Raw genomic sequence first — 13,911 nt, 5'->3', positions numbered from 1 at the left:
CCTATTCCGCCGGGCACGCCGCGACTGCGGACTGCGTTCGATCAAGCTGAAGGCTCCATAGCGCGAGCACGAGACCGACAGCCGTGATGCCGGCCGCGACCAGCGGCAGCGCGGAGAGACTGAGCCCGCGGTCGATGGTGACGCCGCCTGCCCAGGCGCCGAGCGCGTTGCCGAGATTGAAGGCGGCGATGTTGAGGCTGGAGGCGAGCGTGCGGCCGCTTGGCCCCGCCGCCTCCAGCACGCGAAGCTGGAGCGGCGCGACGGTCGCAAAGGCCGCAATGCCGAGCAGCAGGATCAGCGCAATGGCTGCGATCTTGACCGACAGCACGGCGGCAAGGCCAAGCAGCACGATGGCGAGCGCAGCGAGCGTGCCGATCAGGGCACGCGCGAGGCCGCGATCGGCGAGCTTGCCGCCGGCGACGTTGCCGATTGCGAGACCTGTACCGAACACCAGCAGGATCGGCGACACCGCGGCTTCCGAAAAACCGGTGAAGCGCGTCAGGATCGGCTGGATATAGGTAAAGACGACGAACAGGCCGGCAAAGCCGAACACGGTCATGGCAAGGCCGAGCAGCACCTGCGGACGGCCGAGCACCGCGACCTCCTCGGAGAGCGAGATCGGCTTGTCGCCATTGCCGACATCGCCGGGCACGAATGTGGCCACCACTGCGAAGGCGATCACGCCGATCACCGTCACCGCCCAGAATGCCGCGCGCCAGCCGAGCATCAGGCCGAACCAGGCGCCGAAGGGCACGCCCAGGAGCGTCGCGACCGTCAGGCCGATGAACATGGTCGCAATCGCCGACGCGCGCTTGTCCTCCGCGACGAGGCTGGTCGCAACGACCGACCCGACGCCGAAGAAGGTGCCGTGGGCGAGCGAGGTCAGCACCCGCGCCGCCATCAGCCATTCGTAGTTCGGCGCCAGCGCGCAAGCGGCATTGCCGAGCGTGAAGATCGCCATCAGGGCGAGAAGAACGGTTTTCCGCGGCATCCGCCGCGTCGCCAGCGTCAGGACAGGCGCGCCGACGAAGACGCCGAGCGCATAGCCGGAGATCAGCAGCCCCGCGACCGGCACGGAGACGTGCATGTCGGCGGCGACCTGGAGCAACAGGCCCATGATGATGAACTCGGTGGTGCCGATGCCGAAGGCACCGGCGGTGAGGGCGAGGACGGCGGGAGGCATGCGTGGCTCCAATGCGAGGGACGAGCCACGCAGATAGCCGCAGCGCAGCAAAACCATTAGGATGTCCGCAATCCAATCATTTGTGACGTGAATTCAACATGGCCCGTTTCGACACCAACCGCTCCGCCGAGATGGAGGTTTTCGTCCGCGTCGTCGAACTCGGCGGATTCACCCAGGCCGCGCGAAACCTGCGCCTGACGCCGTCGGGCGTCAGCAAGCTGATCTCGCGGCTGGAGACGCGCCTCGGCTCGCGGCTGATCAACCGCACCACGCGCAAGCTGACGCTGACGGAGGAGGGCCAGGCCTTCTACCAGCGCACCGTGCGCATCCTCGGAGAGATGGAGGAAGCTGAGCGCGAGGCGGCTTCAGGCGCGGCGCCGCGCGGCCACCTCACGGTCAACTGCAACATCCCTTTCGGCATGCTGCACGTCCTACCGCTGATTCCCCGCTTCCTGGAACGGCATCCCGAGATCACACTCGACCTCGTGCTGACCGACACGCTGATCGACCTGATGCAGGAACGGGCCGATATTGCCATCCGCGTCGGGCCCCTGAAAGCGTCACGCCTGGTCGCGCGAAAGCTCGGCACCAGCCGCATGGTCGTCGTCGGCACCCCGAACTATCTGGCGCGCTTCGGCACGCCGAAGACGCCGGCGGATCTCACCCAGCATCGCGGCATCGGCTGGACCTTTCCGCGCATCCGCGGCGGCTGGCCATTCCGGCGCGGCGACCACACCGAGGAAGCCATGCCGCCACCGGCCGCCCGCGCCAGTGACGGCGAAATCGCCCGCCGCCTCGCCCTCGGCGGCGTCGGCCTCGCCCGCCTCGCCCTCTTCCACATCGGCCCCGACATCGAATCGGGCCGTCTCGTTCCGGTCTTGCAGAACTACAATCCCGGCGACCGCGAAGACATCCACGCCGTCTATGTCGGCCACACCGCGCCCCTGCCCGCGCGCGTGCGCGCGTTCATCGATTTTCTCGCCGAGCATGTGCGGGTGAGCGACCCCGCGCTGAAGCGCGCGGGGGACGGGAGGTGGAGGGTGGCCTAGGGACGTCGAAATCGCGGCGATAGGTGCGTTCGGTGCTGCCCATCGTGTCATGGGAGCGGACCAACTATCCGTTGGCCGTTGCGCGCTGCGATCTTCGGCAGCATGTCCATGTGCTGCTCGCGCGGCTCGGGGATCCTGTGCAGATCGCGGAAGAATTCCTCGTGACGACGCGGCGTGGAGACGAGGATGTGTCTCGCGTCGGCCGGCCCCTCATTGGTGAAGCCGTGAACAACTCCTCTCGGCACGAGAATCCGCGAACCGGGTCCAGCGACCTCGGTCTGGTCTCCCACGAGGTATTTCACCTGGCCCTCCAGGAGGACGAACAGCTTGTCCTCCTCCTCGGAGATGTGGGCGGGTGCGCCGAAGCCCGGCTTGATGGTCATGTCCAGCACCGTGAACAGGCTTTCCTGCGGATTGATAATTTTCGTCGTGAGACCGGCAAATTCGGTCGTTTCGAACTTCGTCGTGATGACGCTCTGCATTGGCCAAGGCTCCATTGACTTCGGAGCTCGATAGATTGCATGCGGGAGGGCTGCGGATTAGTCCCCTTCCGCAAGCCACAGCGGCTGTAGTTCTGGCCAATTGGCATCGGAGTTTCCCGAAGACCAGTTCAGCTGCCCGAACGGTCCACCTCAAACTGTCGGCATGAACAACGACAACAACGAAAATCACCGCCCCGCAGCTGCAAGCTGTCGCTCGAACACACGGGTAAAATCCGCGACCTTGGCGCTCAGATCGGCCCGCGACGGATATGTGAGATGCAGGCGGATCGTCCCGGAGAACTGCTCTGGCAAAACCGGCACGACGAGCCCCGATGCGTATTCCACTCTGCAGAGGGCTTCCGGAAGCAGACCAATCCCCTGGTGATTCAGCACAAGCTCACGAGCAAGAGCGAAGGAGTCGACCGCGAGATGAAAGGCGGGCCACGTCGCCCCGCCCGGCAAGGAGCGGGATAGAAGGCGCAGCAATTCCGGCCTCGATGGCCCGATCAAGGTCGACGCGTCGCGAATATCGACGGGGATCCCGTGACGGCTCACATAGTCTGAGCTCGCATAAAGACCGAACTTCATGTCGATTGCGCCCTTGATCAGGGCTTCCTGAGGATTGGCCGCTCCGATGCGGAGCGCAATATCAATATCCCGGGAGATGAGATCGAGCACGTCGTTAGTGAGCGACACCTCAAAGCGCACATTGGGGTGATCGTTTCTGAAATCCCCGATCGCGGCTGCCACGATCCTGACCGGAAAGTCGGCCGGCAGCGTGATGCGGATTTCGCCGGCATACGGGTCGTCAGCACCGCTTACCCCCCGGAGCGCGTTGACAAGCAGGGCAAGCGCGCCAGCCGAACGCTGGTAGAGTTCTCGTCCTGCGGCCGTGAGGGCAAAAGCGCGCGTGGACCTCTTGAAGAGCCGCGCACCGAGCGCCGCCTCCAGGCTGCGGATGCGCAAGCTGACGGACGACCTCGGCGTGTTGGTTTCGCGGGCTGCCGCCGCAAATCCGCCGGCGCGCACGACAGCGACGAATGTCTGCAGGGAATTCAGGTCGATCGGCTGCGCGTCGGTGTGAGCGAGACTTGAATGTTCATTCCGATCATCCTTCTCGGCCTCTTCGAGAACGCTGCTGTGTGCCTTCATGACGTCCTGTTTCCGGTGATGGTCCGGCGCGCGCGGGAACTTCATGAGGGAAGGGAGCGGCAACCGATAGCGAACCTATGGACGGCAACAATGACCGGAGCGCACCAGGACTTGCGATGCAATTGAACGTGACCGTCGATTGATTGAGCAAGCCGCGATATCGTCAGCTCATCGTTCATGGTGGATGCTCTCAGGGGAGAGGGCGGGATGAATCCCGCCCTTTCATCGTCAAATGGTCGGATGAAGGTTGCGGACCGGGCTCACCTCCTCGAGGAGCGAGGCGACCTTGAGCACCGTCGATTCCGCCAGCCAGGAGGAGACTATTTGTACGCCGATCGGAAGGCCGTCGTGGCTCGTTCCAAACCGCATTGATAGAGCGGGCATTCCCGTCAAGCTGAACGGTGATGTGGCGCTCATGACGTGAAAGGGTGAAACCGTCACACCATCGACCACGAGGTCGTTGAGACCGTGTTTGGTCGCCGGGAACGGGGTCACCGGGCATAGCAGCGCATCGTAGCGCTGGAAGTATTCGGCGAAGCTGTCGCGAAGGCGCTCTATGGCCTGCTCGGCGGCGACGAAGTCGGCTATCGGCGTGTCAGGTGTATCGAGGACCAATTTGGCGTGCCTGAAGATCTGGGCCTCATGGCCGGCAGTGACGTTCTCGAACTCGCGCCGGGATTCCATCTGCTGGAGCTGCCAGAGGACGCTGTTGGCATCGGTCTGCTCCACCACCGGCAACCGGACCTGTTCGACGTGGTAGCCGGCATTGCTCAGCGCATGTGCCGCTGCCTTCACGATCGCGACCACTTCCGGATCGATGGGTCCGAAGAAGCCCGGAGAGGCCATCCAGCCTACGCGAAGCTCACGGGTCGATTTCGTACCTAGCCCTGTATCGAGGCTGGGCGAGCTGACCGAGAAGCCGTCGGCACCGTCAGGTCCTGCCATCAAGGAATAAGCGAGCGCCACATCGCGAACGGAACGCGCCATCGGACCGATGTGCCAGAAACGGCGCGGTACCCGAGGCCAGTGGCCCGTCATCGGCATTCGACCGTGAGTCGCTTTAAATCCGACGACACCGGTATGCGCTGCCGGGCCGCGCAACGAGATTGAGAGATCGCTGCCCACACCGAGTGGCGACATGCCCGCTGCGATGGCAGCGGATTCACCGCCGCTCGATCCGCCCGGAGTGTAATCGAGGTTCCAGGGGTTGTTCGTCTGGCCGGTCAGGAGATTGTCGGTTTCGATTGAGTAGGAAAATTCCGGGGGATTCGTTTTTGCGATGAGGATGGCGCCGGCGGCCTTCAGCCTGGCCACGACGGTGGCATCAGTATCAGGCACGCGCCCTCTGAAAATCGGCGAACCGCGCTGTGTCAGCACGCCCGCCGTGTCGATTCCATCCTTGGCCGTGAACGGAACGCCATGGAGAGGGCCGAGCTGGGCGCCCGATATCACCGCCGCTTCGGCCGTCCTGGCGCCTTCCATCGCGCCGTCGGCCAGCGTCACGATCGCATTCAGCTTGGGATTGACCGCCGCGATGCGGTCGAGATGCGCCTGCATGACCTCGACGGGCGAAAGCTCCCGTTGAGCGATCAGCTGGGCGATGCGGGTGGCGTCCATTCTAACGATGTTATCCATCATATCTGTCCTACCTGCCATTTGGTAGGCTGGTCATGTCCCTCGCATTTATGGACTTCAATCCCTACCTGCCATTTGGTAGGGACACGTTGAGGTGATCACGATGAGCGAAAATGCGAAGGAAGCGATCCTGGCTGCAGCGCGCAGGACAGCGCAGGCCCACGGGTATGGCGCGTTGAACTTCCGCGACATCGGGGCTGAAGTCGGCATCAAGGCTGCGAGCATCTATCATCACTTCCCCGGCAAGGCCGAGCTGGGTGCGGCGGTGGCGAGACGCTACTGGGAGGATACGGCGGCGAACCTCGAAGCTCTTTCAAAAGCGAACGGAGATCCAAGAAAGGCGCTCCGCGCCTATCCGGGACTTTTTCGTCGATCGCTCGAGCAGGACAATCGCATGTGCCTCTGCAGCTTCATGGCGGCCGAATATGATGATCTGCCGGACGCCGTCAAAACCGAGGTGCAAGCCTTCGCCGATGTCAACGTGGCCTGGCTGACCAGAATGCTCGCTGCGGCTTCAGTTCCCGCCAGCAAGCGTGAAGCAAGGGCGCGCGCGATCTACGCGGCCGTTGCCGGCGCGCAGCTGATGGCACGGAGCCGCGCCGACCTGAAATTGTTCGATGCGCTGATCGAAAGCTATCGCGGATCAGGCTTGATCCCGACTTGAGAGCCGATCCTGCCTGCGCCGTCCAAATGGCTGGCGGAGATGTATCTGGACATCTTTGGCTCCTTGACGCCGACGCTTGCGTGCCAATTGACGGTCAATTGGAGAACGTGCTCGCCTTGCGGACGAGCAGTTCATCACCCTTTCGGCTGATTTCGAGCGCGGGTGCCTGGTATGGCGTTGAGACAACGACGCGCTGACCGGGCGCCAGTACTGTCACAAAGCGGATCGGCGTTCCCGCTGCACCCTGTGCAAGAGTCGTGACGACGCGGAATCCATCGGGCTCGACCGTGTAGTAGGCGACGCCGGATACATCGCCGAGATTGATGCTCAGGCCCTCGATCGGCCGCAGGCCGTTAGCGTGTGCGGCCCCGAGTGAGGCGAAGGTGACGGCGGCTGCGAGAAGCGAGCTGCGGACTGACATAGGAACCTCCGTTGGCTTCGGCGGCGGGCGGGTTGCCCGTCTGGCTGATCGCGGCGGAATCGCGGTTTCCGTAAAGCTCGCGCAATTTGGTCTTCAGGACTTTTCCGGTCGCCCCGTGCGGAAGCTCGTCGACGAACAGAACATCGTCCGGCATCCACCACTTCGCGATCTTGCCCTCGTAAAAGGTCAGGAGATCTTGCGCCTCGAGCCTCGCCCCCTGGCGCCGGACCGCAAGCACGAGCGGGCGTTCGTCCCATTTTGGATGCGCAATACCAATCACCGCCGCTTCGACGATTTCGGGGTGGGCCATCGCCAGGTTTTCGAGCTCGATAGACGATATCCATTCGCCTCCGGACTTGATGACGTCCTTCGAGCGATCCGTAACCTGCATATAACCGTCGCTGTCGATCGTGACGACATCACCCGTGAAAAACCAGCCATCGGCACGCTCGCTTTCCGGCATCTTGTAATAAGCGCGGGCAATCCAGGGCCCCCGAACCACGAGGTCGCCAACTGCCTTGCCATCGTGGGGGAGTTTTCTGTTGTTGCCATCGCGAATGCCGATTTCGACCCCGAAAAGCGCACGTCCTTGTTTGACCTGGCGAGACCGCCGTTCAGCTCTCGACGAGGTCATGTGCTTGCGCAGTGGCTTCGAGATCGTCGCGAGCGGGCTGGTTTCCGTCATGCCCCAGCCATGCAGAACTTCTACTCCGTATTCGTCCTGCAGCGTTTCCATCAGGGAGGCCGGACATGCCGTGCCACCGATCAGCGCGCGATTGAGCGTCGTCGGCTTCACGCCGGCGCTTTGCAGGTATCGAACATAGCCCAGCCAGACCGTCGGCACGCCGCCGGCGAAAGTCACCCCGTGGTCCTCGAACAACCTGTGCAGGCTCTCACCGTCGACGTTTTGGCCGGCCATCACCAGCTTCGAACCCGTCGCCGTTGCACAATACGGCATTCCCCAAGACATTGCGTGGAACATCGGCGAGACAAGCGCGACCGTGTCATCCAGAGAAATGCGACAAGCGTCTGGGAGCGCTGCGGCGCAGGAATGCAGCACCGCGCTGCGATGGCTATACAGCACACCCTTTGGGTTTCCTGTCGTTCCCGACGTATAGCAAAGTCCGCATGCCGTGTTCTCGTCGAACTCGGGCCATGCATAAGCTTCCGAGCACCCGGAGAGAAATCCTTCATAGGATGGGAAGCCTTTGGCTCCCACGATCTTTGCGTCGCCCGCCTCGCCCAGATATATCCACGCTTCAACAGTCGGACATTGCGGCATTAAAGAGTGTACGAGATCGATAAAAGCCAGATCGAAGAATACAACCGCATCTTCGGCGTGGTTGATGATGTATATGATCTGGTCCACGAACAGCCTTGGATTGATCGTGTGGCAAACGGCTCCCATTCCGGAAATGCCGAAGTATAGCTCCAGATGCCGATAGCTATTCCAGGCTAAGGTCGCCACGCGATCGCCTGGCTTAATGCCGATCGAGTCCAATGCATTTGCGAGCCGAGAGCTGCGCTCGAGAAGGCCGCTGTAGCTCGTGATGTGATCGGGCTTGTCGGGAGTTCGGGAGACGATCTCAACATCGGGAAAGGAGCGCGCCGCGTGCATGAGAATGGACGACAGGAGCAACGGAGTTTGCATCATTAAGCCAAGCATGGCGAATGTTCCCTCGGTTTCAACGCCTTCACTTCAGCCGCAAGCGACTGTTCGTGCGGGCAGGAGATGGTCCGCACGGGTATCCATTTGGCGAGAGGTCTTCATCAGCCAGGACGACGTCTCGCCCGCCCTCGCGCCCTTGGGTGCCCGGTCCCCGAACACGCGCCTTCGCGCGAGACCTGAGAAGGATGGCGAGCTTGAAGTGAACGACTAGCAGCCTGATCGCAAAGGACGTGACGAGCCATATGACTGACAGGGGCATTTGTCTTCCAAACACGATTTAGATTCGATGCTGTGAATGAAGCTAAGACTCTGGAAGCTGGATGTCGTGAGCCGCCGGCGCCCTTTCACCGGTACTGGCACGCACCGCTCACTGCCACGTCGCGCCACCAACTCAGCCATCAGCTATTGGAACGAAAAGATATTCTTCCAGTCGTTCTTCATGCTGATGATGGTCCAGTTTTTCTTCCTGGCCTCAGCGTAGAGCGCGGGGGTGAAGGAACCGATCTTGGTATAGGGCAGCCCCTGCGCCGGACCATAAGCGTACTCACGTATTCCATCGTCGTGCAGTACAAGCATCGATAGTCGCGCGCCCTCCCCGGCACCCGTATATTCCAGCATCTGCTGGTCTCCAGTCGAGTTGCCAAATGAAGCGTTCGGACGCCGACCAATCATCAAGTGAATGCCCTCCGGTTTCCCGGCAGCGCTGTCATACAGCATGAGCCTGGGTTCACTAATGAGGACCGGCTTGCCGTCCTTGTCATAATCATATTTGACGGCAAGCGCCGACCCGACCACCTGCTCCGGTGGGATGCCGTAGACCTGCTGTGAATACAGGCGCACAAAATCCTGACCGAAGCCTGTGACAATGTAGGTCTTAAAGCCATTCGCCCGCAGGTAGGTCATCACCTCCAGCATCGGTTGGTAGACGAGTTCGGTATAGGGCCGCTTCCAGCGTGGGTCCTTCGCGGAGGAAAGCCATTTCTTTCCTTCGGCCTCGAACTCGTCAGTTGTTATGCCGGCGAGCGTGGCAAGGACGATCTTTTCGAGGTCTCGCATCGAAAGCCCGGCTATCGCTTCCCGGTTTCCCGAGAGCACCGTCTTGAATGGCTCAACGTCCTTTAGCGCCGGCTCTTGCGCGACCAACACCGGGACCCGGTCGAGGCAATACACCATTTGGCTATAAATCGGCTGCTCCACCCAAAGCGTGCCATCCTGATCAAAAGTGGCAATGCGTTCCTCGGGAGGCACGAACTTCGGACTTGCCCGGTCTGTCGTGTCTCGGACGAAGTCGAGGATCGCTTGTTTGGCGGATCCGTTATTCCACGATGGCAATGGGCCGCTCGAAGCGGTCTGGGCCAACGCGGAGACGGATAAGGGCGGCGCGGATAGGGCTGGAAGCAGCGCCAACGTCGTGAGCAGGGTGCGACGGTCGATGCCGGAGCGCAGAATAGTTTCTTTCATGGTCGGCTATTCCTAGTTCAAATACATCGGGTGTGAGCATGTTCGGTGAAATGCGACGGTCCGCACTGCTGATGGGGCTTGCAAGCGCCATCAGGTCGGCCGTGGGGGACAAAGGCTCATGGTGACTGGAACGCAGTGCTAGTCCGCGCGCACCCAAAGCGCCTCTAATCCATTGAAGTTGAGCATCGTCCGGCGCTCCAAGGGGTGCTCGGCACTCAGGCGGAGCTTCGGGAACCGCTCGAAAAGCACCGAAAGAGCGATCTGTGCCTCGGCCCGGGCCAATGGCGCGCCAAGACAGAAATGAGCGCCGCCGCCAAATGAGATGTGACGCTTATCCGGCCGTTCGATGTCAAACCGCTTTGGGTCGGGATGCGCCTCTGAGTCGTGGTTCGCTGCGTAGAGCGCGGCATTGATCGTCTGCCCCGCCGCGACCGGGCACCCGTCGATCTGCATCGCTTCGGTTGCGATCCGAGTGCCTTGCACGACTGGCGCGTCATAGCGCAACACTTCCTCGACGGCGCTACGAACCAGGCTCGGATTAGCGAGCAGTTTGCTGAGTTCACCGGGATGCTGTAGCAGGGCTAGTACGGCGTTACCGATAAGATCAGTCGTCGTCACGTTGCCCGCAAAGAGCAAACTATGGCAAACGTTTGTGATCTCCGCTTCGTCGAGCTGCTCGCCGTCCTCTTCGGCGTCGATCAGGCTGCTTATCAGATCGGCCCGTCGTTCCTTACGACGCTTTTGGATTACCTCAGCGAAGTAGCTGGTGAGAGCAGCATTGCAGGATGCCAGGATGGCCTCCTGCTCCGGCGTGCGTTGCGGGTTGAACATTTGTAGTTTGCCGTCAGACCACTGCTTGAAGTCGTCGCAGCGGGCGGTATCGACGCCCAACATCAGCGCGATGGCGATCGTCGGCAACGGTCGGGCATAAGCCTCCATAATATCGAAGCAGGATGGATCGTCGATGTCGTCCAGCAAGCCGCATGCGACCTCAGTGATACGCGGGCGCATCGCATCGACCGCGACCTGGTTGAACGCCTTGACGACCAGGGAGCGCAGGCGCTTATGGTCCGGGTCATCCATATGCAGTATGAGCGGCTGAAATGTCTCATCCACCTTCAGTTGCACCCGAGAGAACGAACCCGGGCGGGATTTCCGTGGATCGGAGGCCAGTTCGCGATTATTCATGACGGCATCGACATCGACCGCACGGGTCAGCACCACCCGATCGAACATCCGGTCCTGGTGCACCGGCTCGCGCGACCTCAGCATATCGAGATATTCGTCTGGCCGCTCCCGAAAGACGGGATCCAAGTGGGTCAGGGAAATTCCCGTTGGCACCGCAGTCTCGTCGTTACTCATGGATCTCGTCCTTTCGCTAGGGTTTAGTTCCGATCGGCTTGGAACGAGCGAAGCCTCCGCGCATGGCAGCATCGTCGCCGAAGGTGATCGAGGCCATCCAGCGCGGGCATGACGCTAACTTGCGAAAACGCGACGCTCGGCGGGACAGAGGCCAGCGCCAGAAGCGAACACGGCGTCATGACCGCGGCCATCGATAGCGCTGATCGTCCGTCATAAAGACACGCAACGAGCCCGCTTGAGACGGCGCCTGCCATCATCTGAATGCTTCCGGACACAGCGCCTACCGCGCCGGCGATCTGCGGCAACGGATGCATCGTCGCGCGGATGGCGTTCGGTATGGTCAATCCGAAGGCAAGACCAACAGCGACCAGAAGTGAAACAACAAGGAGTAGCGGTACCCAGCCGACCAGTGTCGTGGCAAGCAATAGCCCTGAAGCCACCGCCGAGACTGTCAAACCCCTCATCAGCACATAAGCTGGTGAGACGTTCCAAGCGACGAGCCGGCGATCGAGGAAAGCCCCGGCCATGACCGATCCGGAGCACGCACTGAAAATCAGGCCATACCGATTAGGCCGTAGCCCCATGCTGTTGATGAAGAACAGGGAGGACCCGGTGACATAAGCCATAACGGTCCCGCCGGCGGCTGCACCGACCAGAATGTATGCGAACGAGATCGGATGCCTCAGGACTTGAAGATAGCTGCGGCCAATGATTGATGGTGCAAGGCGATTGGTCTGATCGATCTTTGCACTTTCGGCAAAGCCGGTGACCAATGCGATCAACAAAACCAGACCCATTACGAACTGAATCGTGTAAATCAGGCGCCAGCTGCCCAGCGCCAGTAGAGCCGCGCCAGCGGTCGGCGCGATCAATGTGACTACATTTATGGCAATGACAACGTTGGCCATCTTCGCACGCGCATTATCCCCCTCGAACAGGTCGCGGATGATTGCAAACGTCAACGTTGTGCTGGCCGCGCCGCAGCCTTGGCCGAAGCGGCACACCAGCAGCACCGGCAATGATTGGGCGAGCGCGCAAGCGAGACTGCCGACGACAAAGAGCGTGACGCCGAATACCACGATGGGCCTGCGACCGTACCGATCGGATACCGGCCCATAGACAAGCGGCGCCGTCGCCAGACTGAGCATGAAAACACTCATCGTAAAGCCGACATCCGCGGGCGGCGCGCCGAGAGCGGCGACAGTGGCCGCCAGTGCCGGTAAGCTCATGTCAATGCCCGAATACGGAACTGAGGCAAGAAGGCCCAGCAACAGCGTGAAGGCAAACGATGCGGGTTGAATACGCATGGGTTGAATATCCGATACGTTGCTGATCCCGCGCGTCGTCAGATGCGGCGCGTGTCCGCGGAGATATCGATCGCCTCCCAGACGAAGGACGGAAGAATCAACCTTCCATCCTTCCCGGGAGCGGAAGCAAGTCACCGATTGGCGGCGACACGTCGACCTTGCTTAGCGACCGTGGTGCCGCCCGGGTCGCTTATCTCATTCGACCCTTGCGCGACTTGGTTGATGATCCGCAGGATTTCGGAGCGAGTGTCGATCGTCTTGAACTCGTCGGCCATAGCTGAGGCACCCGAACGATAGTCCGGCTTGTCGAGCACGCTCCGCACGGCCTCGCGCAACGCTTGCGGTGTCGGATTGTTGGTCGCAAGATTGATTCCGACCCCGGACCATGCCACACGCGCGTTCACGTCCGCCTTGTCTTCCGTCAACCCTGCGGTCACAAGCGGAATTCCAAAGCTCATCGCCTGGTTGACACTCCCATATCCACCGTTGGTGACGAGCACGTCGACCTTGGGCAGAAGCCACTCGAACGGCAGATAGCTGGAGAGACGCGCATTGCCGGGAATTGGGCCGGGAATGTCGCCGACCGCGCGACCGCCTGCTGTGACGACCACAAGCAAGTCAGGTTCGTTCGCGAGTCCCGCGAGCGCCGGCGCGATCAACAGGTCGAAATCGTGGTTTGCCAACGTACCCTGCGTCACCAGCACAACCTTGCGCGAGCCGTCCAGTTCGTGCGCCCACGACGGAAGCGGGACCTGGTTGGGTATAATCGGAGGGGTGCCAACAAAAGTCACCGAGGAAGGGATATCGCGTGGAAACTCAAAACGCGGCACCGTCAGCTGCATATAGGCATCTGCAAGCTCTACGACGGATTCAAAGAGAGGCTTGGTCACCGGTCCAACGCCCAGCTCCCTCAGGTACCGATTGACGCAAAGGCCGAGAGGCCCGTCGACGATCTTGTCCTGTTCTCGCGCGAAGGCGGCATATTCGTCGAGTTGCGCTCGGGTGGCTGCGGGCGGCAGACCCGCAAAAACTGGCGCTTTGTCGTCGCGTTGCCAGTGCAAGATGGATGTGCCGCAAAGAACGATGGGCGGGCGTTTCGAGCGCGGTCCGAGCAGCATCGGCAGGACGCCAAAAAACATGTCGTCGCCGATGATGACGTCGGCGGGGAATTCCCGCAGGACCTTGAGCATGCCGCTGTGCTGACCGGGAATGGGATCGACGAAGAGGCGTTCGATTACTAAGCGCCGCCATTGTGGCCCGAGTGGCGCGGCCTTTACTTCGTCGGACATGACAATTTCGTTTGCATTAATATCCGCCTCTTTGGGGAGCGGACAGAAATTTGCTTTGAACCGCGCGACACGGCTACGCAGGGGGCTCCCGGTCAAAAAGGCAAGTTCGTGGCCCTCCGCGATCAAGATGTGGCCGATCGCAAGCAGCGGATTGAGATGGCCGGTCATGGGGGTCGAAACGACGAGAATCTTCATATGATCGTCTCGTCCGATTGTCGACATAGCGATCTCCTTTGG

12 protein-coding genes are annotated in these 13,911 nt (G+C 61.4%); 2 read left to right on the top strand and 10 right to left on the bottom strand.

Annotated elements, in window-relative coordinates; genetic code table 11:
* Position 1: 1 nt before the first annotated feature.
* Positions 2-1,183, bottom strand: a complete 1,182-nt coding sequence (locus ACVJ5M_RS06025) for an MFS transporter (protein ID WP_063986014.1) — start codon at positions 1,181-1,183, stop codon at positions 2-4.
* A 98-nt stretch (positions 1,184-1,281) separates the two neighbouring features.
* Here ACVJ5M_RS06025 and ACVJ5M_RS06020 point away from each other — a divergent pair, with 98 nt between their 5' ends.
* The gene (locus ACVJ5M_RS06020; RefSeq protein ID WP_063980543.1) at positions 1,282-2,232 is read left to right on the top strand and encodes a LysR family transcriptional regulator; all 951 of its coding nucleotides are present in this window, start codon (positions 1,282-1,284) and stop codon (positions 2,230-2,232) included.
* A gap of 47 nt (positions 2,233-2,279) precedes the next feature.
* Here the strand turns inward: ACVJ5M_RS06020 and ACVJ5M_RS06015 are convergent, their stop codons facing one another.
* From ACVJ5M_RS06015 to ACVJ5M_RS06005, 3 genes are all read right to left on the bottom strand, one after another.
* A complete protein-coding gene (locus ACVJ5M_RS06015) occupies positions 2,280-2,714 on the bottom strand; it encodes a cupin domain-containing protein (RefSeq protein WP_063980542.1) in 435 nt (144 codons plus the stop codon).
* A 186-nt stretch (positions 2,715-2,900) separates the two neighbouring features.
* A complete protein-coding gene (locus ACVJ5M_RS06010; protein ID WP_187387881.1) occupies positions 2,901-3,866 on the bottom strand; it encodes a LysR family transcriptional regulator in 966 nt (321 codons plus the stop codon).
* A 228-nt stretch (positions 3,867-4,094) separates the two neighbouring features.
* Positions 4,095-5,504 carry an amidase gene (locus ACVJ5M_RS06005; RefSeq protein ID WP_283017952.1) on the bottom strand — a complete coding sequence of 470 codons (1,410 nt, stop codon included), beginning with the start codon at positions 5,502-5,504 and terminating at the stop codon, positions 4,095-4,097.
* A 100-nt stretch (positions 5,505-5,604) separates the two neighbouring features.
* Between ACVJ5M_RS06005 and ACVJ5M_RS06000 the strand changes: the two genes are divergently transcribed.
* Positions 5,605-6,165 carry a TetR/AcrR family transcriptional regulator gene (locus ACVJ5M_RS06000; protein ID WP_354100025.1) on the top strand — a complete coding sequence of 187 codons (561 nt, stop codon included), beginning with the start codon at positions 5,605-5,607 and terminating at the stop codon, positions 6,163-6,165.
* Positions 6,166-6,259: 94 nt separating this feature from the next.
* Here ACVJ5M_RS06000 and ACVJ5M_RS05995 read toward each other — a convergent pair whose 3' ends face one another.
* From ACVJ5M_RS05995 to ACVJ5M_RS05970, 6 genes are all read right to left on the bottom strand, one after another.
* On the bottom strand, positions 6,260-6,586 hold the full coding sequence (locus ACVJ5M_RS05995) for a hypothetical protein (protein ID WP_063980539.1): 327 nt from the start codon (positions 6,584-6,586) through the stop codon (positions 6,260-6,262).
* Positions 6,519-8,252 carry a long-chain-fatty-acid--CoA ligase gene (locus ACVJ5M_RS05990; protein ID WP_084794930.1) on the bottom strand — a complete coding sequence of 578 codons (1,734 nt, stop codon included), beginning with the start codon at positions 8,250-8,252 and terminating at the stop codon, positions 6,519-6,521. Before ACVJ5M_RS05990 ends, ACVJ5M_RS05995 begins: the two co-directional genes overlap by 68 nt.
* Positions 8,253-8,657: 405 nt before the next feature.
* Complete coding sequence (locus tag ACVJ5M_RS05985; RefSeq protein WP_063980537.1) at positions 8,658-9,716, bottom strand: HAD family hydrolase; 1,059 nt, start codon at positions 9,714-9,716, stop codon at positions 8,658-8,660.
* 138 nt (positions 9,717-9,854) lie between these two features.
* Complete coding sequence (locus ACVJ5M_RS05980; RefSeq protein WP_354100026.1) at positions 9,855-11,078, bottom strand: cytochrome P450; 1,224 nt, start codon at positions 11,076-11,078, stop codon at positions 9,855-9,857.
* Between the two features lie 23 nt (positions 11,079-11,101).
* Positions 11,102-12,385 carry a multidrug effflux MFS transporter gene (locus tag ACVJ5M_RS05975; protein WP_354100027.1) on the bottom strand — a complete coding sequence of 428 codons (1,284 nt, stop codon included), beginning with the start codon at positions 12,383-12,385 and terminating at the stop codon, positions 11,102-11,104.
* Between the two features lie 131 nt (positions 12,386-12,516).
* Positions 12,517-13,869 carry a glycosyltransferase gene (locus ACVJ5M_RS05970; RefSeq protein WP_063986012.1) on the bottom strand — a complete coding sequence of 451 codons (1,353 nt, stop codon included), beginning with the start codon at positions 13,867-13,869 and terminating at the stop codon, positions 12,517-12,519.
* Positions 13,870-13,911 lie beyond the last annotated feature (42 nt).

Source organism: Bradyrhizobium sp. S3.7.6, from assembly GCF_054061875.1.
This window is presented reverse-complemented; position numbering and strand designations above follow the sequence as displayed.

Coding starts and splice junctions, on each gene's coding strand:
- ACVJ5M_RS06025 (WP_063986014.1), bottom strand. CDS start 1,183: ATGCCTCCCGCCGTCCTCGCCCTCACCGCCGGTGCCTTCGGCATCGGC.
- ACVJ5M_RS06020 (WP_063980543.1), top strand. CDS start 1,282: ATGGCCCGTTTCGACACCAACCGCTCCGCCGAGATGGAGGTTTTCGTC.
- ACVJ5M_RS06015 (WP_063980542.1), bottom strand. CDS start 2,714: ATGCAGAGCGTCATCACGACGAAGTTCGAAACGACCGAATTTGCCGGT.
- ACVJ5M_RS06010 (WP_187387881.1), bottom strand. CDS start 3,866: ATGAAGGCACACAGCAGCGTTCTCGAAGAGGCCGAGAAGGATGATCGG.
- ACVJ5M_RS06005 (WP_283017952.1), bottom strand. CDS start 5,504: ATGATGGATAACATCGTTAGAATGGACGCCACCCGCATCGCCCAGCTG.
- ACVJ5M_RS06000 (WP_354100025.1), top strand. CDS start 5,605: ATGAGCGAAAATGCGAAGGAAGCGATCCTGGCTGCAGCGCGCAGGACA.
- ACVJ5M_RS05995 (WP_063980539.1), bottom strand. CDS start 6,586: ATGTCAGTCCGCAGCTCGCTTCTCGCAGCCGCCGTCACCTTCGCCTCA.
- ACVJ5M_RS05990 (WP_084794930.1), bottom strand. CDS start 8,252: ATGCTTGGCTTAATGATGCAAACTCCGTTGCTCCTGTCGTCCATTCTC.
- ACVJ5M_RS05985 (WP_063980537.1), bottom strand. CDS start 9,716: ATGAAAGAAACTATTCTGCGCTCCGGCATCGACCGTCGCACCCTGCTC.
- ACVJ5M_RS05980 (WP_354100026.1), bottom strand. CDS start 11,078: ATGAGTAACGACGAGACTGCGGTGCCAACGGGAATTTCCCTGACCCAC.
- ACVJ5M_RS05975 (WP_354100027.1), bottom strand. CDS start 12,385: ATGCGTATTCAACCCGCATCGTTTGCCTTCACGCTGTTGCTGGGCCTT.
- ACVJ5M_RS05970 (WP_063986012.1), bottom strand. CDS start 13,869: ATGAAGATTCTCGTCGTTTCGACCCCCATGACCGGCCATCTCAATCCG.